24 protein-coding genes are annotated in these 23,682 nt (G+C 76.8%); 17 read left to right on the top strand and 7 right to left on the bottom strand.

Going from position 1 to position 23,682, the window contains the following annotated elements; genetic code table 11:
• Positions 1-66 precede the first annotated feature (66 nt).
• Positions 67-978, top strand: coding sequence for a LysR family transcriptional regulator (locus tag ACRYM6_RS09680; RefSeq protein ID WP_432542677.1), 912 nt, complete (start codon positions 67-69; stop codon positions 976-978).
• Here the strand turns inward: ACRYM6_RS09680 and ribD are convergent.
• Positions 956-1,948 (bottom strand): bifunctional diaminohydroxyphosphoribosylaminopyrimidine deaminase/5-amino-6-(5-phosphoribosylamino)uracil reductase RibD, encoded by a 993-nt coding sequence (ribD, locus tag ACRYM6_RS09675; protein ID WP_432542676.1) that lies wholly within the window; start codon positions 1,946-1,948, stop codon positions 956-958. The genes ACRYM6_RS09680 and ribD overlap by 23 nt on opposite strands.
• Positions 1,949-1,989: 41 nt before the next feature.
• On the bottom strand, positions 1,990-2,607 hold the full coding sequence (locus tag ACRYM6_RS09670; protein ID WP_432542660.1) for a GTP cyclohydrolase II: 618 nt from the start codon (positions 2,605-2,607) through the stop codon (positions 1,990-1,992).
• Positions 2,608-2,832: 225 nt separating this feature from the next.
• Between ACRYM6_RS09670 and ACRYM6_RS09665 the strand changes: the two genes are divergently transcribed.
• From ACRYM6_RS09665 to ACRYM6_RS09615, 11 genes are all read left to right on the top strand, one after another.
• A complete protein-coding gene (locus tag ACRYM6_RS09665) occupies positions 2,833-3,588 on the top strand; it encodes an endonuclease/exonuclease/phosphatase family protein (protein WP_432542659.1) in 756 nt (251 codons plus the stop codon).
• A gap of 72 nt (positions 3,589-3,660) precedes the next feature.
• Positions 3,661-4,074 carry an ester cyclase gene (locus tag ACRYM6_RS09660; RefSeq protein WP_432542658.1) on the top strand — a complete coding sequence of 138 codons (414 nt, stop codon included), beginning with the start codon at positions 3,661-3,663 and terminating at the stop codon, positions 4,072-4,074.
• Between the two features lie 4 nt (positions 4,075-4,078).
• A complete protein-coding gene (locus ACRYM6_RS09655; RefSeq protein ID WP_432542657.1) occupies positions 4,079-5,344 on the top strand; it encodes a PP2C family protein-serine/threonine phosphatase in 1,266 nt (421 codons plus the stop codon).
• A gap of 122 nt (positions 5,345-5,466) precedes the next feature.
• Positions 5,467-6,426, top strand: coding sequence for an alpha/beta hydrolase (locus ACRYM6_RS09650; protein ID WP_432542656.1), 960 nt, complete (start codon positions 5,467-5,469; stop codon positions 6,424-6,426).
• 20 nt (positions 6,427-6,446) lie between these two features.
• Positions 6,447-7,463, top strand: a complete 1,017-nt coding sequence (locus ACRYM6_RS09645; RefSeq protein ID WP_432542655.1) for an SLAC1 family transporter — start codon at positions 6,447-6,449, stop codon at positions 7,461-7,463.
• Between the two features lie 3 nt (positions 7,464-7,466).
• Positions 7,467-8,372 carry a LysR family transcriptional regulator gene (locus ACRYM6_RS09640; RefSeq protein WP_432542653.1) on the top strand — a complete coding sequence of 302 codons (906 nt, stop codon included), beginning with the start codon at positions 7,467-7,469 and terminating at the stop codon, positions 8,370-8,372.
• A gap of 77 nt (positions 8,373-8,449) precedes the next feature.
• Positions 8,450-9,178: an SDR family oxidoreductase gene (locus ACRYM6_RS09635; protein ID WP_432542652.1), complete on the top strand. Its 729-nt coding sequence runs from the start codon at positions 8,450-8,452 to the stop codon at positions 9,176-9,178.
• Positions 9,179-9,206: 28 nt separating this feature from the next.
• A complete protein-coding gene (locus ACRYM6_RS09630; RefSeq protein WP_432542651.1) occupies positions 9,207-10,208 on the top strand; it encodes a zinc-binding alcohol dehydrogenase family protein in 1,002 nt (333 codons plus the stop codon).
• Complete coding sequence (locus ACRYM6_RS09625; RefSeq protein WP_432542650.1) at positions 10,205-11,059, top strand: alpha/beta fold hydrolase; 855 nt, start codon at positions 10,205-10,207, stop codon at positions 11,057-11,059. The genes ACRYM6_RS09630 and ACRYM6_RS09625 overlap by 4 nt, the downstream gene beginning before the upstream one ends.
• Before the next feature lie 13 nt (positions 11,060-11,072).
• Entirely contained in the window at positions 11,073-11,741 is a 669-nt protein-coding gene (locus ACRYM6_RS09620) for a cysteine hydrolase family protein (RefSeq protein ID WP_432542649.1), read from the top strand.
• A complete protein-coding gene (locus tag ACRYM6_RS09615) occupies positions 11,738-12,028 on the top strand; it encodes a putative quinol monooxygenase (RefSeq protein ID WP_432542648.1) in 291 nt (96 codons plus the stop codon). Before ACRYM6_RS09620 ends, ACRYM6_RS09615 begins: the two co-directional genes overlap by 4 nt.
• Before the next feature lie 55 nt (positions 12,029-12,083).
• Here ACRYM6_RS09615 and ACRYM6_RS09610 read toward each other — a convergent pair whose 3' ends face one another.
• Positions 12,084-13,595 (bottom strand): APC family permease, encoded by a 1,512-nt coding sequence (locus ACRYM6_RS09610; RefSeq protein ID WP_432542647.1) that lies wholly within the window; start codon positions 13,593-13,595, stop codon positions 12,084-12,086.
• Between the two features lie 75 nt (positions 13,596-13,670).
• Positions 13,671-14,285, bottom strand: a complete 615-nt coding sequence (locus tag ACRYM6_RS09605; RefSeq protein ID WP_432542646.1) for a helix-turn-helix domain-containing protein — start codon at positions 14,283-14,285, stop codon at positions 13,671-13,673.
• Positions 14,286-14,385: 100 nt separating this feature from the next.
• On the opposite strand from ACRYM6_RS09605, the gene ACRYM6_RS09600 reads away from it, so the two are divergent.
• The 5 genes from ACRYM6_RS09600 to ACRYM6_RS09580 all read left to right on the top strand — a co-directional run bounded on the left by ACRYM6_RS09600 (position 14,386) and on the right by ACRYM6_RS09580 (position 18,768).
• Positions 14,386-15,261 (top strand): SDR family oxidoreductase, encoded by an 876-nt coding sequence (locus tag ACRYM6_RS09600; RefSeq protein ID WP_432542644.1) that lies wholly within the window; start codon positions 14,386-14,388, stop codon positions 15,259-15,261.
• 59 nt (positions 15,262-15,320) lie between these two features.
• Positions 15,321-16,271 carry a glycoside hydrolase family 43 protein gene (locus ACRYM6_RS09595; protein WP_432542643.1) on the top strand — a complete coding sequence of 317 codons (951 nt, stop codon included), beginning with the start codon at positions 15,321-15,323 and terminating at the stop codon, positions 16,269-16,271.
• 82 nt (positions 16,272-16,353) lie between these two features.
• Positions 16,354-16,926, top strand: a complete 573-nt coding sequence (locus tag ACRYM6_RS09590) for an ArsR/SmtB family transcription factor (RefSeq protein WP_432542641.1) — start codon at positions 16,354-16,356, stop codon at positions 16,924-16,926.
• A 7-nt stretch (positions 16,927-16,933) separates the two neighbouring features.
• Complete coding sequence (locus ACRYM6_RS09585) at positions 16,934-18,172, top strand: MFS transporter (protein WP_432542640.1); 1,239 nt, start codon at positions 16,934-16,936, stop codon at positions 18,170-18,172.
• Positions 18,173-18,222: 50 nt separating this feature from the next.
• Entirely contained in the window at positions 18,223-18,768 is a 546-nt protein-coding gene (locus ACRYM6_RS09580; protein WP_432542639.1) for a GNAT family N-acetyltransferase, read from the top strand.
• On the opposite strand, the gene ACRYM6_RS09575 is transcribed toward ACRYM6_RS09580, so the two are convergent.
• From ACRYM6_RS09575 to ACRYM6_RS09565, 3 genes are read right to left on the bottom strand one after another with little or no spacing between them, the layout of a single operon-like run.
• Entirely contained in the window at positions 18,753-19,040 is a 288-nt protein-coding gene (locus tag ACRYM6_RS09575; RefSeq protein ID WP_432542638.1) for a hypothetical protein, read from the bottom strand. The two genes, ACRYM6_RS09580 and ACRYM6_RS09575, sit on opposite strands and share 16 nt — an antisense overlap.
• Positions 19,041-19,059: 19 nt before the next feature.
• The gene (locus tag ACRYM6_RS09570; RefSeq protein WP_432542637.1) at positions 19,060-19,509 is read right to left on the bottom strand and encodes a hypothetical protein; all 450 of its coding nucleotides are present in this window, start codon (positions 19,507-19,509) and stop codon (positions 19,060-19,062) included.
• Between the two features lie 18 nt (positions 19,510-19,527).
• A complete protein-coding gene (locus tag ACRYM6_RS09565) occupies positions 19,528-23,646 on the bottom strand; it encodes a SpoIIE family protein phosphatase (RefSeq protein WP_432542636.1) in 4,119 nt (1,372 codons plus the stop codon).
• Positions 23,647-23,682: the final 36 nt, after the last annotated feature.

The following is a 23,682-nucleotide window of genomic DNA, read 5'->3' as shown; positions in this document are numbered from 1 at the left end:
CGATCGGCCCGTCCAGCGGACGTTTCCCGCCGGTACCGTTCAGCTCTCCTGATGGGAGGGGTTGCCGTGCTCGACGTCCACCGGTTGCGCCTGCTGCGGGAGCTGGAGCGCCGCGGCACCCTCGCGGCCGTCGCGGCGGCCCTCAGCTACAGCCCGTCGGCGGTCTCGCAGCAGCTGTCGCAGCTGGAGGCCGAGGCCGGGGTGCCGCTGCTGGAGAAGCGGGGCCGCGGGGTGGTGCTGACCCCGGCGGCGCGGGTGCTGGTGGCGCACGCGGACGTGGTGCTGGCCCAGCTGGAACGGGCCGAGGCCGACCTGGCGGCGCTGGCGGGCGAGGCCGTCGGGGTGCTGCGGGTCGCGAGCTTCCAGACGGTGCTGTTCGCGCTGGTGCCGGACGCGCTGACGCTGCTGGCCGCGCGCCACCCCGGGCTGCGGGTGGTGATCGACCACCGGGAGGCGGCGCCGGCGTTCTCGGCGCTGGCCGCGCGCGACGTCGACCTGGTGCTGGGTGAGGAGTACCCGAACCGGTCGCACCCGCGCTCGCCGGACGTCGACGAGGAGGACCTGGCGCTGGACGAGTTCCGGCTGGCGGTGCCGCTGTCGGGGCCGTGGTCGGGGGTGTCGCGGATCGAGGAGCTGGCCGGGGCGTCGTGGGTGCTGGAACCGGCGGGGACGGACTCCGGGGACTGGGCGCTGGCGCGGTGCCGGCAGGCGGGCTCGGAACCGGACGTGCGGATCCGGACGCCGGACGCGCTGCTGCACGTGCACCTGGTGGAGACGGGGCACGCGGTGGCGCTGCTGCCGGACCTGGTGCTGGCGGGCCGCCGCCGGTCGCTGCGGGTCCTGGACCTGCCCGAGCACCCCACCCGCCGGCTGTTCACGGGGGTGCGGCGCGGGGCGGGCGGGCGGCCCGCGGTGCGGGCGTTCCGGGCGGCGCTGCGGGACGCGGCGCGGCGGGTCAGCGGCGGGGCCGTCCGCTGACCCGGACGTCGCCGCCGACGAGGGACACCTCGTCGACGTCGAGGCGGACCGCGTCGGCGATCGTGGTGATGCCGGTGCCGGACAGGGCGGCGGGCCCGGCGCCGAGCAGCACCGGGGCGACGTAGGCGACGACGCGGTCGACGAGCCCGGCGGCCAGGAACGCCCCGGCCAGGGTGGGCCCGCCCTCCAGCAGGACGGACACGACGCCGCGCTCGCGCAGCTCGGCCAGCAGGGCGGCGGGGGTCGCGGCGCGCGAGACGTGGGTGGGGGCGGCGTCGTCGAGGACGCGGGCCCCGGCCGGGACGCGGCCGCGCCGGTCCAGGACGACGCGCAGCGGCTGGCGCGGGGACAGCGCGCCGTCGCGGTCGCGGGCGGTGAGGTGGGGGTCGTCGGCCAGCACGGTGCCGGACCCGGCGACGATCGCGTCGACGCGGCGGCGCAGGTCGTGGACCTGCTCGCGGGAGGTGGCCGAGGAGATCCAGCGGCTGGTGCCGTCGGCGGCGGCGGCGCGCCCGTCGAGGGTGGCGGCGACCTTCCACAGGACGTGCGGGCGGTGCCGGCGGGCGGAGGTCAGCCACGCCTCGTTGACGCGCTCGGCCTCCTCGGCGAGGACGCCGGCGAGGACGTCGACGCCCGCGGCGCGCAGCGTGTCGGCCCCGCCGCCCTCGACGGCGCCGGGGTCGGCGACGGCGTAGACGACGCGGGCGACCCCGGCGCGCAGCAGGGCCTGCGCGCAGGGGCCGGTGCGGCCGTGGTGGTTGCAGGGTTCGAGGGTGACGTAGGCGGTGCCGCCGCGGGCGCGCTCGCCGGCCGCGGCCAGGGCGCCGACCTCGGCGTGCGGGCCGCCGGCGCGCTCGTGCCAGCCCTCGCCGGCGACGGTGCCGTCGGCGGCGAGGACGACGGCTCCCACGACGGGGTTCGGGGAGGTCGTCCCCGCGCCCCGGGCGGCGAGCTCGACGGCCCGGGCCATGTGCTGCCCGTCGTACTCCTGCTGGTGCGGCACGTGGTCGCTCAGCCGGCCAGGTCGAGGGTGTGGGCGGTGTGGTCGCGCTTGGCGCGCAGGTAGCGCGCGTTCGCGGCCGAGAGGTGGACGCCGGTGGGGACGCGGCGGGCGACGCGCACGCCGTGGGCCTGGAGCTGCTCGGCCTTGTCGGGGTTGTTGCTCAGCAGGTCGATCCGGTCCACGCCGAGGGCGGTGAGCATCTGGGCGGCGGCGGTGTAGTCGCGCTCGTCCTCGGCGCGGCCCAGGGCGAGGTTCGCCTCGTAGGTGTCCAGGCCCTGGTCCTGCAGCGCGTACGCGTCGAGCTTGGCGTACAGGCCGATGCCGCGGCCCTCCTGGCGCAGGTAGAGCAGGACCCCGCCGGCGGTGGCGATGCGCTCGACGGCCTCGCGCAGCTGCGGGCCGCAGTCGCAGCGCTCGGAGCCGAAGACGTCGCCGGTGAGGCACTCGCTGTGCGGGCGGACCAGCGGGGTCCCCCGCTGCCAGTCGCCCAGGGCCAGGGCCAGGTGCTCGCGGCCGTCGGCGAGGCCGGTGAAGGTGTGGACGCGGGCGGTCGTGGTGTAGCCGTCGGCGAAGCGCAGCGGGACGTCGACGGCGGTGCGGACGGTCGCGACGGGGGTCTGGGTCACGATCGGTTCCTCTCGGGGGACCTGCAGGGGCAGCCGGGCGGGTGCGGCCGGGTCGGTGATCGGCACGACGGTCCTCCCTCTCGACGGCGCCGCGGCGCGCCGGCCCGACGGCCGGCGACGTGGCGCTCGGAGCGACGGTAGATCCCGAGACTTGAACCTGCAACAACAGGTGCGGCGATCGGTGGAAGCCGAGCACCCGCGGGGACCGCGGGGTACGTTCGTGACGTGGGATCCCCTGCGCGACGTGCTCCTGCCCGCCCGGCACTGCGGACGATCAGCTACAACCTCCACGAGGGGCGCGCGACGCTCGAGCTGGCCGACCTGGCCCGGGCGCACGACGTCGACGCCCTGTGCCTGCAGGAGTGCGACACGCTGCGCCTGCCCGAGACCGTGGGGCCGCTCGTCCTGGCCGGCGCCACCCAGCGCAACCGGCTGGGCCTGGCCCTGTACTACCGCCCCGACCGGCTGCACGCCCACGGCCACGAGCTGCGACCGCTGCGCCGCTCCATGCACGACCGCTTCCTGTCCCCCGCCCACGAGCGGCTGCTCGCCGTCCGCTTCGAGGACCTCCACGACGACGGCGCCCTGCTGACCCTCGCCTCCATCCACACCGCCCCGCTGTCGGCGACGAACGCGATGCGGCGCCACCAGATCTCCGAGGCCCTCGGCGCGATCCGCGCCGCCGCGCACGGCAGCTCCGCGCTCGTCGTCGGCGACTTCAACTACCCCTGGTTCGCCAGCTCCCTGGCCCGGCGCCTCGGCGCGCAGGGGTTCGAGGTCACGCACAGCGACCTGCCCACCTACGTCCGCAAGCGCTTCCGCGGGCACTTCGACTTCGCGATCTCCGAGGGCATGGAGATCGAGAGCGTCCGCACCCTCCAGCAGGCCGGCTCCGACCACCTCCCGGTCCTGGTGGAGTCCCGCGTCAAGCCGTTCGTGCCCGCGCTGCTGCTGGAGCACAGCGAGCGCGCCACCGGCTGAGCCCACCACCCTGAGCCCACCACCCCGGGCGGCCGGGCTGCGGGGGCCCACCGCGTGTGGTCGCATCACCGGGTGGACCTCGAACCCCAGGACGTCGTCGCCGTCTACGAGCGGTACCTGGCCTGCTGCAACGAGCACCGCGTCGGGGACCTCGGCGAGTTCGTCGCCGACGACGTCAGCGGGTCCGGGCCCGTCGACGGGCTGGCCGCCTACGTCGAGGGCGTCGCGGCGGTGATCAGGGGCTTCCCCGACTACCGCTGGGAGCTGCAGGAGGAGGTCGTCCAGGGGGACACCCTCTGCGCGCGCCTGGTCGGCCGCGGCACCCACACCGGGACCTTCAGCGGCATCGCCCCGACCGGCCGCGCGATCGCCGTCCAGGAACTCGTCGTGTACCGCTTCGCCGGGGCGAAGATCGTCCGGTGCTGGGGGGACCTGTTCCCCGTGGTGCGCGACGCGCTGACGTCGCCCGCGCGCGTGCCAGGATGACCGCGTGCCGGAACCCGAGAGCGTCGACGCCGCCGCGGCCCGGTTGTTCACCGGCCTGCTGCGCCGCACCCACCTGTCCCGGCCCTCGGACCTGACCGACGTCGTGATCGACGAGGCGCGGGCCCACCTCGGCGCCGACGACGTCGTCGTGTCGCTGGTCAACCACGAGTTCACCGCGCTGGTGCCGATCCCCAGCGACCTGTCCCCCGACCGCCCGCCGCAGCCCGTCGACGGGTCGATGGCCGGGCGGGCCTTCGTCACCAGCGGCATGGTCTTCGCCGACGCCACCCCCGACCCCCGCACGGGTGGGCCGCGCCGCCGCGCGTGGATCCCCCTGCTCGACGGCACCGACCGCATCGGGGTCGTGGAGATGACCCTGCCCGCGCCCGGCGGCCGCGTCGAGGAGGACCTCGCGGCGGTCTGCGAGCGCTACGCCCACCTCGTCGCGCAGACGGTCGTCACCAAGGGCCTGTACGGGGACGCCTTCGAGCGCGTGCAGCGCTCCCGGCCCATGACCGCCGGCAGCGAACTGATGCGCTCGATGCTGCCGCCGCTGCTGTACGCCACCGACGGGCTGGTGGTGACGGGGATGCTGGAACCGGCCTACGACAACGGCGGCGACGCCTTCGACTACGCCGTCAACCGCGACCGCGTGCACCTGGCCGTCCTCGACGGCATGGGCCACGGGCTGAGCGCCGCGACCGTGACCGCCGTCGCGCTCGCCGCCTACCGCAACGCCCGCATCGAGGCGCTGCCGCTCGTGGAGACCTACCGGGTGGTCCACGAGGCGGTCCACGGCCAGTTCGGCGGCGACCGGCACGTCACGGCGGTGCTGGCCGAGCTGGACCTGTCGACGGGCCAGCTGTCCTGGCTCAGCGCGGGACACCCGCCGCCGCTGCTGCTGCGCGGCGCGCGGGTCGTCAAGACGCTGCAGGCGACCCCGTTCTTCCCCCTGGGGTGGGACTTCGGCGGGGCGCCGACCGTCGCCCACGAGCAGCTGCAGACCGGGGACTCGCTGCTGCTGTACACCGACGGGCTCATCGAGGCCCGCCTCGCCGAGGGCGGCCTGCTGGGCATCGACGGGCTGGCGGGTTTCCTGGAGCAGGAGGCCGCGGCCGGGCAGACGGCACCGGAGACGCTGCGGCGCATGCGCCGGGCCGTGCTGGAGCACCAGGGCGGTGTGCTGCAGGACGACGCGACCGCCCTGCTGGTGGAGTGGCGCCGCGGCAGCGAGGCGCAGCTGATGCCCTGGACGGTGCTGGAGGACTGAGCGGGCGGCCGCGACCACAGTCATCCGACCGAAGCGCGGCACCCCCCACCGCTCCTAGCGTCGGGCACGACCCGCCGGGCCACCCGGCGCCGGTCGTCCCCGCCGACGCCCAGGAGACCGCCGTGCCCGAACGCGAGATCGTCCTCGAACCCGCCGCCCAGGCGTTCGTCGACGCGAACTCCACCCCGCCGTTCCTGTTCCAGCTCACCCCCGCCCAGGGGCGCGAGATCGCCTCCACCCTCCAGGCCGGCCACCCGGGCCTGCTGCCCGCCGACCAGGAGGACCTCGTCGTCGAGGGCGGCCCCACCGGGTCGGTGCCGGTCCGCGTCACCCGCCCCGCCGGTGCCACCGGCCCGCTGCCCGTCGTCGTCTACACCCACGGCCTCGGCTGGGTGTACGGCGGCAAGGACACCCACGACCGCCTCGTCCGCGAGATCGCCGCCGGCACCGGCGCGGCCGTCGTGTTCCCCGACTACTCCCTGGCACCGGAGGCGAAGTACCCGGTCGCGATCGAGCAGGTGTTCACCGTCGCCCGCTGGGTCGCCGAGCACGGCGCCGAGCACGACCTGGACAGCACCCGCATCGCCGCCGCCGGGGACTCCGTCGGCGGGAACATGACCGCGGTGCTGGCCCTCATGGCCAAGGAGCGCGGCGGGGTCCCGCTGCGCGCGCAGGTGATGTTCTACCCCGTCACCGACGCGGAGTTCGACACCCCCAGCTCCCACGAGTTCGCGACGGGGTACTTCCTGCAGCGCGAGGGCATGCAGTGGTTCTGGGACCAGTACACGACCGACCCCGCCCAGCGCGCCGAACCGTACGCGTCCCCGCTCAGGGCGAGCCTGGAGCAGCTCACCGGCCTGCCGCCGGCGCTGGTGGTCGTCGGGCAGGCCGACGTCCTGCGCGACGAGGGCGAGGCGTACGCGAACCGGCTGCGCCGCGCCGGGGTCCCGGTGACGGCCGTGCGGTACCAGGGGATCGTCCACGACTTCGTCGGCCTGAACCCGCTGCGCGCCACGAACGCGGCGCAGGGCGCGATCGACCAGGCCGTCGGGTTCCTGCGCCGGGCCCTGTCCACCGACTGACGCGACGACCAGGAGTTCCCGTGCCCACCACGACCCCGGGGGCCCCCTCCCCCACCACCGCCCCCGGCGGCCCGCCGACCCGGGTCCGCCTCACCCCCAACCTGTTCGGGACCCCCTTCGGGCTCACCGGCCTCGCCGCGACGTGGACGACCGCCGGGACCGTCCTGGACCTGCCGCGCTGGCCCGCCGGCGCGCTGTGGCTGGTCGCGGCCGCCGTGCACGTCGTCGTCCTCGTCGCCTACCTCGCCGACGCGGTCGCCCACCGCCGCCTGCGCGCCGACGTCGACGACCCCACCCTCGGACCGTTCACCGCGCTCGCCGTGGTCCCCGTGCTGCTGCTGGGCGCCGAACTGGCCCGGTACTCCCGCGGCGCCGGGGAACTCCTCGTCGCCGTGGCCGCCGTCGCGACCGTGCTGCTGGGGGCCTGGCTCACCGGCGGGTGGATCCTGCGCCCGGGCGACCTGGAGCGCTGGCACCCCGGGTACTTCCTGCCCAGCGTCGCCGGGGGCCTGGTCGCCGCCTACGCCACCGCCCGCGTCGGCTGGCACGACCTGGCCGTCGTGCTCTTCGGCTACGGCGCGGTGTCGTGGCTCGTGCTCGGCTCCATCCTGCTGGTGCGGCTGATGACCCGCCCCGCCCTGCCGCCGCCGCTGCTGCCCACCCTCGCCATCGAGGTGGCACCCCCCGTGGTGGCCGCCAACGCGTGGTTCGCCCTCAACGGCGGGCGCGCCGACGTCGTCGTGCAGCTGCTCGCCGGGTACGGGGTGTTCATGGCCCTGGTCCAGTTGCGCCTGCTGCCGCTGTTCCGGCGGGCCGCGTTCGGGCCCGGGTTCTGGTCGTTCAGCTTCTCCTACGCCGCGCTGGCCACCACGGCCCTGACCTGGCTGCGGATCGGGGACCCGGCCGGGGCCGGGGTGTGGGCCGGGCTCGTGCTCGCCGCCCTCACCCTCGGGTACGCGCTGCTGGTGGCCCGCACCGCGCTCGCCCTGGCCCGCGGCCGCTACCTGGCCCGCACCCCCGTGCCTGGGCCAGTCTGAACCGTGCCCACCCTGCGCGCCCTGGAGCTCTTCACCGCCGTCCTCGACCACGGCTCGCTCACCGAGGCCGCCCGGCGGCTGCACACCACGCCGTCGGCGATCTCCCACCAGCTCACCACCCTCGAACGCGAGCTGAGGACGCCGCTGCTGCACCGGCTCCCGCGCGGGGTGCGGGCGACGGCGGCCGGGCGCGCCGTCGAGGCCGACGCCCGGCGGGCCGTCGAGGCCGCCGCCGCGGTGACCCGTGTGGGCCGGGCGGTGGCGGCCGGGGCGGCGGGGCGGGTGCGCGTGGCCTGCGGGGAGGTCCTCACCGCCCCGCTCGTCGCCCCGGTCCTGACCCGCTGGCGGCACGAGCACCCGGACGTGGTCGTCGAACTGGCCGAGTTCGCCAGCGCCGACGCCCTCACCGCCCACCTCGACGCCGGCCGCGCCGACCTCGGCGTGATCCCCCGGCCCCGGGACTGGACCGGCGAGGTGCACCTCATCGGCCACGAGGAGGTCGTCGCGGTCGTCCCCCCGGGCCACCCCCTGGCCGGGGCGACCTCGACCGGGACGACCTCGCCCGGGACGACGACTGTGGCCGACGTCGCGGCCCACCCCGTCGTCGGGCTCGCCCCCGGCAACGGCCTGGACCGCTGGCTGACCGGGATCGCGGCCGACGCCGGCACCACCTTCGACGTGGTGGTGCGCACCCGCAGCGCCTCGACCGCGGCGCACCTGGCCCGCGCGGGCGCCGGGGTCGCGGTGGTGCCCGTCAGCGCCCTCGGCGGGGACGGCACGGGCGTCGTCCGGTTCACCCCGCCCCTGGGGCGCGACGTCGTCGCGCTGCTGCCCGCCGGCGGCGCCGACCCCCTCGCCGGGGAGTTCGTGCGCGACCTCCTCGCCGGGGGTGCGCCGCGGCTGCCGTGAGGGGTCCTCAACGCCGCGTCCGGGAAACCTCACGGCAGACCGGGACGCACACCCACCTCGACCACGTTGGGACGATCGTGACCACCTCCCCAGACCCCGCCGGGCGACCCGGCGGTCAGCTCACCGCGCAGAGCGTCCTCGTCGTCGGGACCGGCGGCATCGCCCGCGCGACCGCCCGGCTCGCCCGCGCCGCCGGTGCGGACGTCGTCCTCGCCGGACGCGACCCCGGGCGCACCGCGGCCGCCGCCGAGGCCACCGGGGCCCGCCCCGAGGCCCTCGACCTGTCCGACGACGCCTCCCTCAGCGCCCTGGCCGCGCGGCTGGGCCGCGTCGACCACGTCGTGAACCTCGCCGCCGCCCCCGCCAACGGGCCCGTCCGCGACCTGGACCGCGCCGGGCTGGTGCGGGCCTTCGACGCCAAGGTGTTCGGGCCCACCCTGCTCGCCGGGGCGCTGGACATCACCACCTCCCTGACGCTGTTCTCCGGGTTCGTCGCCTGGCGCCCGGCGCCCGGGCGGGTCGCGATGGCCACCGCCAACGGGGCTGTGACGTTCCTCGCGCAGGCCCTGGCCGTGGAACTGGCCCCCGTCCGCGTCAACGCGATCTCCCCCGGCGTCGTCGACTCCGGTTCCTGGGACGGCCTGGGCGAGGGCAAGGAGGAGTTCCTGCGGGGCACCGCCGCCGCGAACCCCGCCCGCCGCACCGGCACCCCCGACGACCTGGCCGGAGCCGTCCTGCACGTCCTGACCAACCCGTTCCTCACCGCGACGACGCTGCACGTCGACGGTGGCGGACGGTTCGCCTGAAGCCCCCACCGGAAGGAAGAGGAAACCCGTGAACACCGTGCCCGCCGTCGCCGCCCTCGACGGACGCCCCGTCAGCGACCCGGCGTCCCTCGTCGACGTCGACGTCCCCGTCCCGCAGCTGCGGCCCCACGACCTGCTCGTCGAGGTGCGCGCCGTGTCGGTCAACCCCGTCGACGTGAAGGTCCGCGCCGGGCTCGGCCCGCAGGCCGAGCCGAAGGTCCTCGGCTGGGACGCCGCCGGGGTCGTCCGGGCCGTCGGCGGCGCCGTCGAGGGTCTCAGCCCCGGCGACGAGGTCTGGTACGCCGGAGACCTCACCCGGCCCGGCTCGAACACCGCCCTGCAGGCCGTCGACGCGCGCATCGCCTCCCGCAAACCCGCCTCGCTGAGCTTCGCGGAGGCCGCGGCCCTGCCGCTGACCACCATCACCGCGTGGGAGGCGCTGTTCGACCGGCTGCGGCTCACCGAGGACTCCGAGGGCACCCTCGCCGTGCTCGCCGGGGCCGGCGGCGTGGGCTCCATCATGATCCAGCTCGCCCGGGTGCGGACCCGGCTGCGCGTCCTGGGCAGCGCCGGGAAACCCGAGTCGGTGCAGTGGGTCCGCGACCTCGGCGCCCACGACGTCATCGACCACCGCGACCTCGCCGCCTCCGTGCGCGCCGTCGAACCCGGCGGCGTCGACTACCTCTTCACGCCCAACACCCAGGGCAACGTCGAGACGTTCGCGGAGGTCGTGAAACCCTTCGGCCAGGTCGTCGGGATCGACGACCCCCACGGCCTGGACCTGATGCCGCTGAAGGCGAAGAGCATCGCCTGGCACTGGGAGTTCATGTTCACCCGCTCGATGTTCTCCACCCCCGACCTCGCCGAGCAGGGCCGGCTGCTCGCCGCGACCGCCGACCTCGTCGACGCCGGCCGGGTCCGCACCACGCTGACCACCACGATCGAGGACTTCAGCGCCGCCGGGCTGCGGGAGGCGCACCGCCTCGTGGAGACCGGCCGCACCGTCGGGAAGGTCGTCGTGACCCGGTGACCACCACGACCACCACGACCCCCGCGCACCGCTGGGACGACGTCCCCACCGAGTTCGTCGAGGTCGGCGGGTACCGCTACGCCTACCGCCGTTCCGGCCCGCGCGGCGCGACCCCGCTCGTGCTGTGCCTGCGGTTCCGCGGCACGATCGACCACTGGGACCCCGCGTTCCTCGACGTCCTCAGCGCCGGGCGCGACGTCGTCGTCTTCGACAACCGCGGCCTGAACCTCACCTCCGGTGAACCGGCGCGGACCGTGGCGGAGATGGCCGACGGCGTGCACGACGTCCTCGACGGCCTCGGGTTCGAGCAGGCCGACCTGCTCGGCTGGTCCCTCGGCGGCATCGTCGCGCAGGCCGCCGCGTTCGCCCGCCCCGGGCGGGTGCGTCGCCTCGTCGTGGCGGGCAGCACCTCCGGCGGCGTCCCCGGGCAGCCGCCGACCGACGAGCGGGTGTGGCAGGTCGCCGGGCGCGGCGCGAACACCGACGAGGACTTCCTGGAGCTGTTCTTCCCGCGCACCCCCGCCGGGCGGTCCGCCGGGCTGGCCTCGCTGCGCCGGCTGGACCGGCGGCTGCTCGCCTCCGGGGCGACCGCCTCCCCCGCCGCCGTGCAGGGCCAGCTCGCCGCGATCGCCGCTCTCGGGGAGGGTTTCTGGCGGCGGCTGACCGACCTGCAGATCCCCGTCCTCGTCGCCAACGGCGCGCACGACGTCATGATCGACGCCTACGCCACCTACGCGATGTCCACCCGGCTGCCGAACGCGCGGGCGGTGCTGTTCAGCGACGCCGGGCACGGGTTCCTGTTCCAGCACGCCGAGGAGTTCGGCGCCGACGTGCTCAGGTTCCTGGGCTGAGGAGGAGATCGACGTGGACCTCACCGCCGCGGACACCGCCCTGGTCGTGACCGACCCGCAGAACGACGTGCTGCGGGCGGGGAACCCGGTCTGGCCCCTCGTGGGCCCGGCCCTGGCCGCCCACCGCACCGTCGAGAACCTGCACCGGCTGTTCAGCGCCGCCGGGGAGCACGGGTTCGGCGTGCACGTCTCGCCGCACTACAACTTCGCCACCGACCTGGGGTGGCGCTTCGGTGGACCGATCGAGCGGACCATGCACGAGGCGGGCATGTTCGCCCGCCCCGGTGCCCTGACGCTCGACGGCTTCCCCGGCTCGGGCGCGGACTGGCTGCCCGAGCTCGCGCCGTTCATCGAGGACGGGCGCACCGTCGTCACCAGCCCGCACAAGGTCTTCGGCCCGCAGACCAACGACCTCGTCCTGCAACTGCGCAAGCGCGGCGTCACGCGGGTCGTCCTCGCCGGGATGCTGGCGAACCTCTGCGTGGAGTCCCACCTGCGCGACCTGCTGGAGAACGGCTTCCGCTGCGCGGTGGTCTCCGACGCGGTCGCCGCGCCGCAGCACCCCGAGTTCGGGGACGGGAACACCGCCGCCGCCATCAACCACCGCTTCCTGACCGACGACGTCCTGACCACCGACCAGGTCGTCGAGCAGTTCACCCGATCCCCGAGGAGCACCCCGTGAGCACCACCGTCGTCGCCGACATCACTCCCCTGCCCGGCCGCGAGGCCGAGGTGGGGAGCGCGCTGCGCGCCGCCGTCGACCGCGTCCGCCGCGAGGACGCCGGCTGCGAGCGCTACGAGCTCAACGCCGACCCCTCCGACGGGTCGTTCGTGATGGTCGAGTCGTGGGCCGGCCAGGACGCCCTCGACGCGCACGCCGCCGGTCCCGCCTTCGCGGAGCTGTCCGCCGCGCTGGACGGGCTGCTGGCCCGGCCCATCGCGGTGCGGGTGCTGCGGCCGGTCGCCTGAGCGCCCCGCCGCGACCGGGACACCCCGTCCGGGTGCCCCGGTCGCGGCGGACCGGTCAGAGGGACGACGTCTCGGGTTCGGGCAGCGGGCGCTCGCGGGCGGCGCCGCGGCCGCCGGCGAGGCGGCCGACGAGGGCCGCGACGATCACCACGACGAGCGTCCCGATGGTGAACACCTCGAAGCTGGTGCGGCTGACGCCCCACTCGTCGAGGAAGTCGTAGTCGATCCCCAGCAGGCCCTCCAGGACGCCGGGGACGATCGCGGCGACCGACCCGAGCAGCACGAACGCGTAGATGAGGCTCGCGAGCACGGTGAAACCGGTGCGGCCGCCGGGGACCCGGTAGGGCCGCGGCACGTCGTCCACCAGTCGCAGGCGGATCATCGCGGGGAGGATGACGACGTAGCTGATGAGCAGCGTCGAGACGGCCTGGGTGAGCACCACCCCGAACACGGCCGCCGCGGTCCCCTCCACCAGCAGCGTCGCCGCGACGAGGAAGACCGTCGCGACGAGGCCGGACAGGACGTTCATCCGGACGGGCGTGCCGAGGCGGGCGGAGAACTCCCCGAGCGCGCGGGTGAAGAAGGCGCCGTCCCCGGCGGCGACGGCCTGCATGCGGTCGGTCGCGATCATCCACGCGCTGCCCTGGGTCATCAGGGCGTACACGAACGCCAGGCCGGTGATGGTCAGCAGCGGCCCGGACGCCGGCCCGAACACCGAGTAGCTCTGCTCGAGGGCCTGCATGACGCCGGTGTCAGCGGTGCGGTCGGCCGGGGTGACCAGGACGATCGCCAGGACCGGGGCCAGGTAGGCGACGAGGGTGATGGCCGCGCCCCGGGCGATGGCCGCCGGGGTGTCCCGCTGCGGGTCGTGCATCTCCTCCGAGGCCGCGCTCGGGGCCTCGAACCCGACGAAGGCGAACAGCGCGACGGGGACGATGGCCAGGAAACCGGCCGCGGTGGGTCTCGCGGCGGACCAGTCGACCCCGGCGGTGCCGTGGAGGGCCACGTGGACCAGGGCGGTCGCGGTGAGGCTGACCAGGACGAACAGCTTGGCGAGGGCGCCGGCGTTGATGAGCACCTTGCCGTGCTTCAGGCTGACGATCGCGAGCAGGATCGCGACCCACACGAACACCAGCTTGACGACGAAGTCACCGGCGGCGGAGGTCGGGAACACGTACTCCGACCAGACCGACCCCGCGATGAAGGCCAGGGACCCGCCGAGCCAGATCGGGTTGGTGATCCAGTACATGATCACGGCGATGGAGGCCCACGTCCGGCCGAACGCGCGGCGCACCCACTGGTAGGGGCCGCCCTCCTCGGGGTACGTCGAGGCGGTTTCGGCGAAGACGAGGGCCGACGGGACGAGGAACGCCACCCCGATGAACGCCGACCAGACCAGCCCCTCCGGTCCGCCGCCGGCGAGGACGGCGATGCTGTCCGCGCTGATGACGGCGGCGACGATGAACAGGACGATGTCGCCGCGGCGCAGCGTCTTGACCAGGCGGCTCTTCTGGACGCCCTCCGCGCCGGAGCGCAGCTCCGGCGCGGCAGTTCCTTCGTGGGACACGTGTGCTCCGATCGTCGACGTTGAGCGGAGTGTGGACGACGGATGTTTCGGCGGGGTGTCCTGGCGGGCCGCGGCTCAGGCGTCCGCGGCCGCCTGCAGGACGGCGGCCAGGACCCGTTCGAGCGGGGAGCCGGGCGCGGCGGTGCCGGGTTCGAGCGGCGCCACGCCGAGCATCGGCCCCAGGACCTCGGTGCCCAGCAGCAGGGCCAGGACGAGCACGGCCCGTTCGCGGGCCGCGTCGTCGTCGCCGAAGTAGTCGGTGAGGCCCGGCAGGACGTTGTCCTCGACGTAGGCGCGCAGGGTCGGGCGGGCGGTGGGGGAACCGGCCGAACGCAGCAGCAGGACCAGCGGGTCGTGGGGCGGGGGTTCGCCCGGGCCGGCGCCCCGGGGGCCGTGCCCGCCGTTCAGCAGGAGCGCGGCGAGGCTGCGGCCGAACTCCGCCCGGGCGGTGCCGGCCAGTTCCGGCGGGGTGGGGTCCTCGGTCCCGACGGCCTCGCGGAACAGCGCCTCCTTGGTGCCGAAGTACCGGTTGACCATGGCGGCCGTCACCCCGGCCCGGCCGGCGACGTCGCGCAGCCCGACGTCGTCGTAGCTGCGCGCGGAGAACGCCTCGCGCGCCGCGGACAGGATCGCCGCCCGGGTCGCGGCGGCGCGCTCGCGCCGCCCGGGAGGGGTGTCGCTGGAACTCATGGCGGCGAGCATACGGAGGGGGCCGGTTCGGTACACACCTGTTGACTGAAGCGCCGGCATCGGGTAAACAGTCGTATACCCAACAACCCGAGGAGGGGACATGTCCCGCACCGTCCTGGTGACCGGAACGTCGAGCGGCCTGGGCCGCACCACCGCCTTCGCCCTGGCCGCCCGGGGCCACACCGTCGTCGCGACCCTGCGCGACCCGGACGGCAGGGACCGCGCCGCCGCGGCCGAGCTCACCGCCGCCCCGGGGCCCGGACGCGTCGTCGTCGTCGGCCTCGACGTGCGCTCCGACACCTCCGTCGCCGACGGCGTCGGCGCCGCCCTGCAGCGGGTCGGCCACCTCGACGCCGTCGTCAACAACGCCGCCTACGCCCTCACCGGCGTCGGCGAGAGCGTCACCAGCGCCCAGCTCCAGGACCTCCTCGACACCAACGTCGTCGGGCCCCAGCGCGTCGTGCGCGCCGTCCTGCCCCACCTGCGCGCCCGGCGCGGCGGCCTGCTCGTCTTCCTCTCCAGCGGCGCGGGACGGCTCGCACTGCCCGCCATGGGCGCCTACTCCGCCAGCAAGTTCGCCGTCGAGGCCCTCGCCCAGGCCTACCGGTACGAGTTGCGCCCGCTGGGGATCGACGTGTCCATCGTTCAGCCGGGGGCGTTCCCCACCAACCTCGCCGCCTCCCAGGTGCAGGGGGCCGACACGGCGGTCCTGCCCGACTACGGCGCCGCCCTCGACATGGCGCAGGCGGTCGTGCGCGGCATCGGCTCGGCCTTCACCGCCCCGCAGCCGCCGGACCCGCGCGAGGTCGCCGACGCGATCGCGGAACTCGTGGAGGCCCCCGCCGGGCAGCGACCGGAACGCCTCAGCGTCGACCGGTTCCGCCTCGGCGAGGCCGTCGAAGCCGTCAACGCCGGCACGAAGGAACCCACCGACCGGCTGCTGGCCGACCTGGGCCTGCAGGCCGCACTGGCCTGAACCCGCCCGCCCCGACGGATCCGGTGGGCGGACCGGCACCGGCCACTAGGGTGTCGCGGGTGCACAGCGACGCCGGTGACGGGTACCTGTTCGTCCACCACGTGGAGGACCCCGACGGGCACGGCGAGCAGGTGTTCTTCTCCCTCAGCCTCGGTGACGACCCGCTGTCGTGGCGGCGGCTGAACGGCGGACGTCCCGTCCTGGAACCGACCCTGGGCACGACCGGCGTCCGCGACCCCTTCGTCGTGCGCGGCGACGGGGAGTTCTTCGTCGTCGCCACCGACCTGCGGATCTACGGCGACGGCGAGCCGACGCCGGAGCGCTGGGACGGCTGGAAGCGGCACGGCAGCCGGAGCATCGTGGTGTGGCGCTCGACCGATCTCGTCCGGTGGTCGGAACCGTGGCTGCTGGAGGTGGCGCCGCCGCAGGCGGGGATGGCCTGGGCGCCGGAGGCGACGTTCGACGCGGCCACCGGGGAGTTCACCCTGCTGTGGTCCTCGGCGCTGCACGAGCGGGCCGACCACCGCGACGACAGCTACAGCCGGGTCCTCACCGCGCGGACGCGGGACTTCCGCGCGGTGAGCGCGCCGGAGGTCCTCATCGACCGGGGCCGGGCCGTCATCGACACCACGGTCGCCCGGTGCGGGGACGCCTGGTTGCGGTTCTCCAAGGACGACTCGCGCTCGCCGGGCTCCCTGCGGCTGTTCGCGGAGGTGGACACGGGCGACGGTTTCACGGTGGTGGCCGAGCGGATCGCCGACGAGCTGTACGCCGACGTCGAGGCTCCCGTCGTGGTGCACGACGTGCGCCGCGACCGGTGGGTGCTGTTCGTCGACCAGTTCTCCGTCCGGCCGCAGGGGTACCTGCCGCTGGTCAGCGACGACCCGCTGAGCGGGGTGTGGACGCCGGTGCCGGCCGGGGGGTTCTCGATCCCGGCGAACACCAAGCACGGCGGTGTCCTGGCGCTGACGGCGCAGGAGCGGGAACGCCTGTCCGTCGCGTTCGGCTGACACCCCGGCGCGGGGGACGGTGCCCCCCCCGAACTCCACAAGAAGTCTTGTACGTCATCTCTCGTGGAGTTAGGGTCGGCGCGTGCCCCCCGAGTCCGTGCACCTGACCGACCCCGCCGCCCTGCGGGCCCTGGCCCACCCCACCCGCATCGCGCTCCTGGGCGAACTGCGCAGCGGCGGGCCCTCCACCGTCGGCCGGCTCGCCGCCACCCTCGACGAGGCGCCCGGCTCGATCAGCTACCACCTGCACCGCCTCGTGGCCATCGGCCTGGTCGCCGAGGAACCCTCCCTGGCCCGCGACGGGCGGGAACGGTGGTGGCGCGCCGAGCACGAGACGACCACCGTCGCGCCCGCGCAGGACCGCACCGACCCCGAGCGCGCCGCCGCCGGCACCGCCCTGCGCCGGGAGATCACCCGCGGCTGGGCCGCCACCCAGCAGGAGTACCTCGACGCCGAACCGGCCCTGCCCCCCGAGTGGGTCGCCGCCGCCACCCAGAGCGACTGGCTCCTGCACCTGACCGCCGCCGAGCTCACCGAGCTCAGCGCCGAGCTGGAGGAGCTCGGCGACCGCTGGCGGGCCCGGTCCGGCCGCGAGCGCCCCGGCACCGAACAGGTCGTCCTGCTGGGGTCGGCGTTCCGCCGGCCCCGCCGGTGAGGCGCCGGTGACCCCCCGCGCCCGGCTGTGGACCGTCCTGGCCGCCCACACCACCAGCTCGGCGGGCAACGCCGCCACCGCCGTCGCCCTGCCCCTGTTCGTCCTCGCCACCACCGGCTCCACCGCCCTGACCGGCGTCGTCGGGGCCGCCGCGGTGGCCCCGGTGGTCGTCGGCGGGATCTTCGGCGGCGTCCTCGTCGACCGGTTCGGCTACCGCCGCACCAGCGTCGTCTCCGACGCCGTCGGGGCCCTCACGATCGCCGCCGTCCCCGCCCTGCACCTCACCGTCGGCCTGCCGCTGTGGGCGCTGATCGTCCTCGTCGTCGCCACCGGCCTGCTCGACACCCCCGGCCAGGCGGCCCGGTACGCGCTGCTGCCCGACCTCGCCGCCGACGCGGGCGTCCCCCTGGAACGGGCGACCGGGTGGTTCGACGCCGGCGAGCGCGCCGCCCGGCTCCTCGGCGCCCCCGCCGCCGGGGCCCTGGTCTCCCTGCTGGGCGCACCGGTCGTGCTGGCCCTGGACGCCGTGACGTTCGTGGCCGCCGCCGCCCTGGTCGCCCTCGCCCTGCCCCGCCTCGCGCGCGGTGCGGCACCGGCGGCGGCCGCCGCGCTGGGCGGGGTGCGCGGGTACCTGCGCGACCTGCGGTTCGGGCTGTCCGTGGTGCGCGGGGACCGGCTGCTGCTGGCGGTCGTGGCGATGGTGGCCGTCACCAACGCCTTCGACGCGGCCTACTCCAGCGTGGTGCTGCCCGTCCACGCCACCGAGCGCCTCGGCGGCGGCGTCGACCTCGGCCTGCTCGTCGGCGCCTTCGGCGCGGGAGCCGTCGCCGGGGCGCTCGCCTTCGGGGCCGTGGGCACGCGCTGGTCGCGGCGGACGGTGTTCACCGTGGCGTTCGTGGTCGTCGGCGGCCCGCGCTTCGCGCTGCTGGCCCTCGACCCCGGCCTGCCGGTGCTGCTGGTGGGGGCGGTGCTCACCGGGTTCGCGGCCGGGGCGATCAACCCGATCCTCGGTGCGGTGCAGATGGAACGGGTCCCGGCCGAGGCCCGCGCCCGGGTCGACGGGGTGGTCGGCGCCGGCGCCTGGGCCGCCATGCCCGTCGGGATCCTCGGGGCGGGGTTGTGGCTGGAGTCCGGTTCGCTGACGGGCCTGCTCGTCGTCTGCGCGGTCGCCTACCTGCTCATCACCCTCGCCCCGGCGGTGTTCCCGGTGTGGCGGGGGCTGGACCGGGCCCGGCCGGCGCCGTAGGGCGAGCACCCGCCCGCGCGCCCGCCGCACCGTCCTCCTAGGTTCGGCGGGTGCGGGAACTGACGACGGAGCGGCTGCTGCTGAGGGCTTTCACCCCGGGCGACGTGGAGGCGGTGCACGCCTACGCCGGGGACCCGGAGGTCTGCCGCTACACCGACTGGGGACCCAACACCCCGGCGCAGTCCCGGGCCTTCGTCGAGGAGGTGCACGCCGCCTCCGCGGTCGAGCACCCGGACCCGCTGACCTGGGCCGTGACCGCCGCCGGGGAGGTGGTGGGGGCGTGCTCGGTCACCGTGACCAGCGCCGAGCACCGGCGCGGGGCGATGGGGTACGTCCTGGCCCGGGCGCACTGGGGCCGGGGCTACGCCACCGAGGCGGCCGCGGCGGTGCTGCGCTTCGCGCACGAGGACCTGGGGTTGCAGCGGGTGGAGGCGACGTGCCGGCCGGGCAACGTGGCCTCGCAGCGGGTGCTCCGCAGGATCGGCATGCAGCAGGAGGGGCTGATGCGCTCCCACCTGCTGGTCCGGGGCCGGCGCGAGGACAGCCTGCTGTTCGCCGCGGTCGACCGGGGCCCCTCGGGTCAGCCGACGCCGTAGGCGGTGGCGAAGTCCTCCACGGCCCGCACGACGTGGCGGGCGGTGGCCGGGTCGAGCCCGTCCCCCTCCAGCGCCCGCACCCGCTCGTCCTCCCCGGCGTCGCGCCGCGACCAGTCGGCCAGCGCGGCCCCGGCCAGCGCGGTGCGCGGGACGGGGGTGGACGTCCGGTCCAGGACCAGCCCCGCGACCCAGTCGGGGTCGAAGCTGCCCGCGGGCGGGGCGAAGACGCGCTCGCCCTCGACGTAGTCCCCGCTGCCGCCCCAGTGCCTCACCCCAGCACCGTAGGCGCAGTCAGCGGACCCCGCCCAGCGCGCCCGCCAGCGCCAGCAGCGCCCCCGCGGTCCGCACCGCGTCGGCGCGCACCAGGCGCCGCAGCAGTTCCGGGCGCGGCCCGCGGCGGGCGAGGCGGGAGTGGGTGGGGGCGGCGGCCAGGGCGGTCGCGCCGACGGCCAGGGCCGCGCCGGCGAGGGCGGTGACCAGCCAGGGCGTCGCCGGCAGCGTCGCGAGCGCCCGCCCGCACGCGACGAGCAGCGCGCCGTACACCAGCGCCACGACGGGGATGATCCGCCGGGAGTGGGCGGCGTGCACCGCGGCCCACTCCCGCGCGCCGGTCGCGGTGAGCGCGGGGTACGCCACGGCGGTGACGGTGAGCTGGAACCCGGCGTGCAGGGCGGTGGCGGCGAGCAGGGCGTGGGTGGCGTCGATGCGGCCATCCTGCCCCGCGCGCCGCCGGCCCACCACGGCCGGTCGCCGCGGGTCTCACCCGACGGCCGCCGCCAGCGGCGCCACCTGCCGGGGGAGGACGGGGGCCGCGGACAGCAGGGCCGCCACGACGGTCACGTCGTCCTCGTCGGCGGTCCCGGCGACGCGGGCCAGGACGCGGTCGACGAGGTCGTCCGGGCTCGTGACGCGGGTGTCCTCGACCTCGGCGCGCAACCGGTCCGCGGCGGCGGCGAGGTCGGTGGTGCGGTCCTCCACGAGCCCGTCGGTGAACAGCAGGAGCGTCGAGCCGTCGGGGAGGTCGGCGACGTGGTCGCGGCGGTCGGTGGCCGCGTCGACCCCGACGGGGAGTTCGGGGACGCTGCGCAGATCGCGGACGGTGCCGTCGGGCCGCAGCACCAGCGGGACGGGGTGACCGGCGTTGGACCAGGTGACGCGGAAACCCCCGTCGGCGGGGGTGACCCGCAGCAGGACGGCGGTCGCCCCGGCGGGCAGCCCGAGCCGTTCCACGGCGCGGTCCAGGCGGCGCAGCGCCTCGGCCGGGGAGGTGGCCTCCAGGGCGTGGCTGCTGAGGACGCCGCGCATCTGGACCGCCGCGGCGGCCACCTCGGGCCCGTGCCCGGTGACGTCGCCGACGACGAGGACGGTGGCGCCGTCGTCGGCGGTGAACGCGTCGTACCAGTCGCCGCCGACGTCCTCGCGGACACCGCCGGCACCGTGGGCGGGGCCCGCCACCTGCCGCCGCGCGGCCAGCCGCACCCACGGCGCGGTGGGCGGGTCGGTGGGGACGGCGGCGCGCAGGGACCGCACGAGGGAACGGCCCCGGGCGGCGGCCAGGCAGCGGTCGAGGGCGAGGGCGCAGGTCGCGGCGAACTCCTCCAGGGTGCGGCGCAGGTCCGGCGACAGGTCGCGCTCGCCGTCCCAGCCGACGACGAGGAAACCGGTGACGCGGTCGCCGACGACGAGGGGGACGTCGGCCAGGGCCTGCAACCCGGCGGCGGCGACGACGCCCCGGACGAGGGCGCACCCCGTGCTGAACGCGCGCAGGTCGGGATGGAAGTCCCCCCGCCCGCGCCGGGCGGGGTCCAGCGACGGGGAGTCGTGGGCGAGGGTGGCGGTGCGCCAGCCGGTGGGGCTGACGCCGGCCGCTCCCCCGAGCACCGACCAGTGCCGCAGGACGCGGGGCCGCGCCCCGCGCAGGACGACGCTCACGAGGGTGGTGTGGAGGTCGTCGACGAGCAGCCGCGCGACGGCGGCGGCGATCTCGTCGGCGCTGCCGGCGGTGGCGACGGCTTCGGCCAGGCGGGTCAGCAGCGGCGCCGGCGGGGCGGCCGGGGCGGTGGTCATGACGACCGCGGGAACCCCGTGGTTCACCGGGAGGGGTTGCGGGGCAGCGGGTCCGGGTTCCCCGGCGAGCGCGTCGCGCAGTTGCGCGCGGTGGGTGATGCCGAGTTTCGGGAACACCTTGTACAGGTGCGCGGCGACCGTGCGGTGGGACAGGTAGACCCGGTCGGCGATCTCCTTGTTCGTCAGGCCGCTCGCGGCGAGCTGCGCGATCTGGAACTCCTGCGGTGTCAGCAGGTCCGCGGCGTCCGCGCGGCCGGGGGCGGCGGGGGCGACGCCCGCCGCGCGCAGTTCCGCGGCGGCGCGCCGGGCGAGGCCGCGGGCCCCGGCGGCGGTGAACGCGGCCAGCGCCGGGGACAGCTGCTCGCGCGCGTCGATGATGCGCCGCTGCCGGCGCAGCCACTCCCCGTGCAGCAGCCGCGTGCGGGCCAGTTCCAGCGGGCTGCGCCCGGCGGCGCCGCGCTCGACGGCGGACGTGAACTCCCGCTCGGCCTCCCCGGGGCGCCCGGCGTCGGCGTGCAGCAGGGCGCGGGCCCGGTGGACCAGCGACAGCAGGTGCGGGGCGCCGGCGGCCTCGGCGTTGCCGGCGACGCGCTCCAGGAGACCGGTGACGGCGTCGGGTTCCCCGGCGCGCACGGCGGCCTCCACGACGTCGGCGACCGCGAGCTCGGCGGTCGCGGGGTGCCCCTGCACGTCCCGCAGCGCGTGCCAGGCCTCGTCGGGACGCTGCCGGTCCAGCGCCACGAGCCCGCGCGCCCACGCCCGCAGCGCGAGGGTGACGGCGAGGTTCGCCCCGCCGGACAGCTGCGCGGACCGCTCCAGCGCCGCGAGCGCCGGGGCGTGCTCCCCCCGCCAGGCGTGGGCGCGGGCCAGGAGCGCCTCGCCGTGCGCGGCCTGCAGCGGCTGCCCCGCGGCGACGCTGGTGCGGACGCCGAGCAGGAGGTCGCCGACGGCCTCGTCGAGGCGGCCCAGGACGAGGCGCAGCCCGCCGCGGCCGACGAGGGCGTGGGCCTCGTCGCCGGGGGCGCCGGCGTCGTGGGAGGAGCGGACGGCGACGTCCCAGGTGGTCTCGGCGCCGTCGAGGTCGTGGACGGACCCGGCGACGTGGGCGAACCGGGCGACGGTGTCGGCGGGCTGGGTCAGGGCGTGGCGGGCCAGGGCGCGGAACCGGCCGCGCACGCGGTCGCCGTGGCGGGCGGGGTCGAGCGCGGCGAGGGCGACGTCCTGGAGGGGGTGGCCGGGGGGGACGTCGACGGCGTGGACGGCGGCCTCGACGCGGGCGCGGGCTTCGGCGGGCAGGCCGTCGCCGTCGGCCTGCACGGCGGCGCGGGTCAGCAGCTGGAGGCGTTCGGGCACGGCGCGGTCCCCGCCGGGCCCGCCGAGGCGGTCGGCGAGGTCGGCGAGGTCGAGGGGACCGCGGGCGGGGCGGCCCTGCACGGCGCCCAGGACGCTCTCGGTGAGGGCGAGGCGGGTGACGACGGCGGGGTCCTCGGCCAGCGGCAGCGCGGCGTCGAGGGCGCGGGCGGCGTCGGCGGCGAGCCCGGCGCGGCGGGCGACCTCGGCGGCCGCGGCGAGGCGGCGGGCGCGTTCGGGGACGTGCGGGGACAGCGCGGCGGCGCGTTCGAGGGCGGCGAACGCCTCCTCGGGGGCGCCGCGCAGGACGGCGCGGTGGGCGGTGGCCTCCAGGGCGGCGGCGATCTCCTCGTCGGCGGTGTGGGTGCCGGCGGCGCGGTGCCACACGGCGCGGCCGGTGTCGCCGGGGACGGCGGCCAGCGCCCGGTGCGCCGCGGCCCGTTCGGGCAGGCTCGCGCCGCCGTAGACGGCGGAGCGGACGAGGGGGTGGCGGAAGCGGACGCGGCCGTCGACGACGCTGACCAGACCGGCCCGCTCGGCGGGGTGCAGGTCGGGGACGATGCGGTCGGGGTCGCCGGCGGCGGCGGTCAGCCGGGTCAGGGGCAGGTCGTCGCCGTCGGCGGCGGCGAGCAGCAGCAGCCGGCGGCTGCGGGCGGGCAGCCGCCCGGCCCCGGCGAGGAACGCCCGTTCGAGGCGCTGGGTGGTGGGCAGGGTCTGGGTGGGTGCGGGCAGCGGCCCGTCGCCCGCGGCGAGGACGGCGGCGGCGAGCTCGCGCACGGCCAGCGGGTTCCCGCCGGCCTCGCGCAGGACGCGGGCGCGCAGCGCCGGGCGCAGCGCCCCGGCGGTCCCGGCCAGCAGGGTCTCGGCGTCGCCGGGGGCCAGCGGCCCCAGCGGGAGCACCTCCCAGGCCGCGGCGCGCGGGCCGTCGGAGCACGGCCGCGCGGTGGCCAGCAGCAGGGCCGGGCAGGTGGACAGGCGCCGGGTGAGGAACGCGACGACGTCGGCGCTGGCGGCGTCGAGCCGGTGCAGGTCCTCCACGACCACCAGCAGCGGGGCGCCGGCGGCGGCCTCCTCGACCAGCCCGAGGGCGGCCAGCCCGATGAGCAGCCGGTCGGGGGCGGGGCCGTCCTCGCGGCCGAAGGCGGTCAGCAGCGCGGACCGCTGCCGCGGCGGCAGCGCGGCGACGTCACCGAGGAGGGGGTGCAGCAGTTCGTGCAGGGCCGCGAACCCGGTGGGGGTGCCGGTCTCGACGCCGGTGCAGCGCAGCACCCGCACGCCGTCGCGCCGGGCGGCGCGCTCGAGGGCCGCAGCGAGGGTGCTCTTGCCGATGCCGGGCTCGCCCTCGACGAGGACGGCCCGGCCACCGGTGCGGGCAGCGGCCAGCAGCTGCCGCAGCCGGGCCAGCTCCTCGTCGCGGCCGACGAGCCGGGGGGCGGCGAGTTCGCGGGTCGTGCGGGTCACGGGTGGACCTCCGGGTCGGGGTGGTGCGCCGATCGT

Source organism: Kineococcus rugosus (genome assembly GCF_050871975.1).
GTDB lineage: Bacteria > Actinomycetota > Actinomycetes > Actinomycetales > Kineococcaceae > Kineococcus.
The sequence above is the reverse complement of the archived record's forward strand: the minus strand, read 5'-3'. Positions and strand labels throughout refer to the sequence as shown.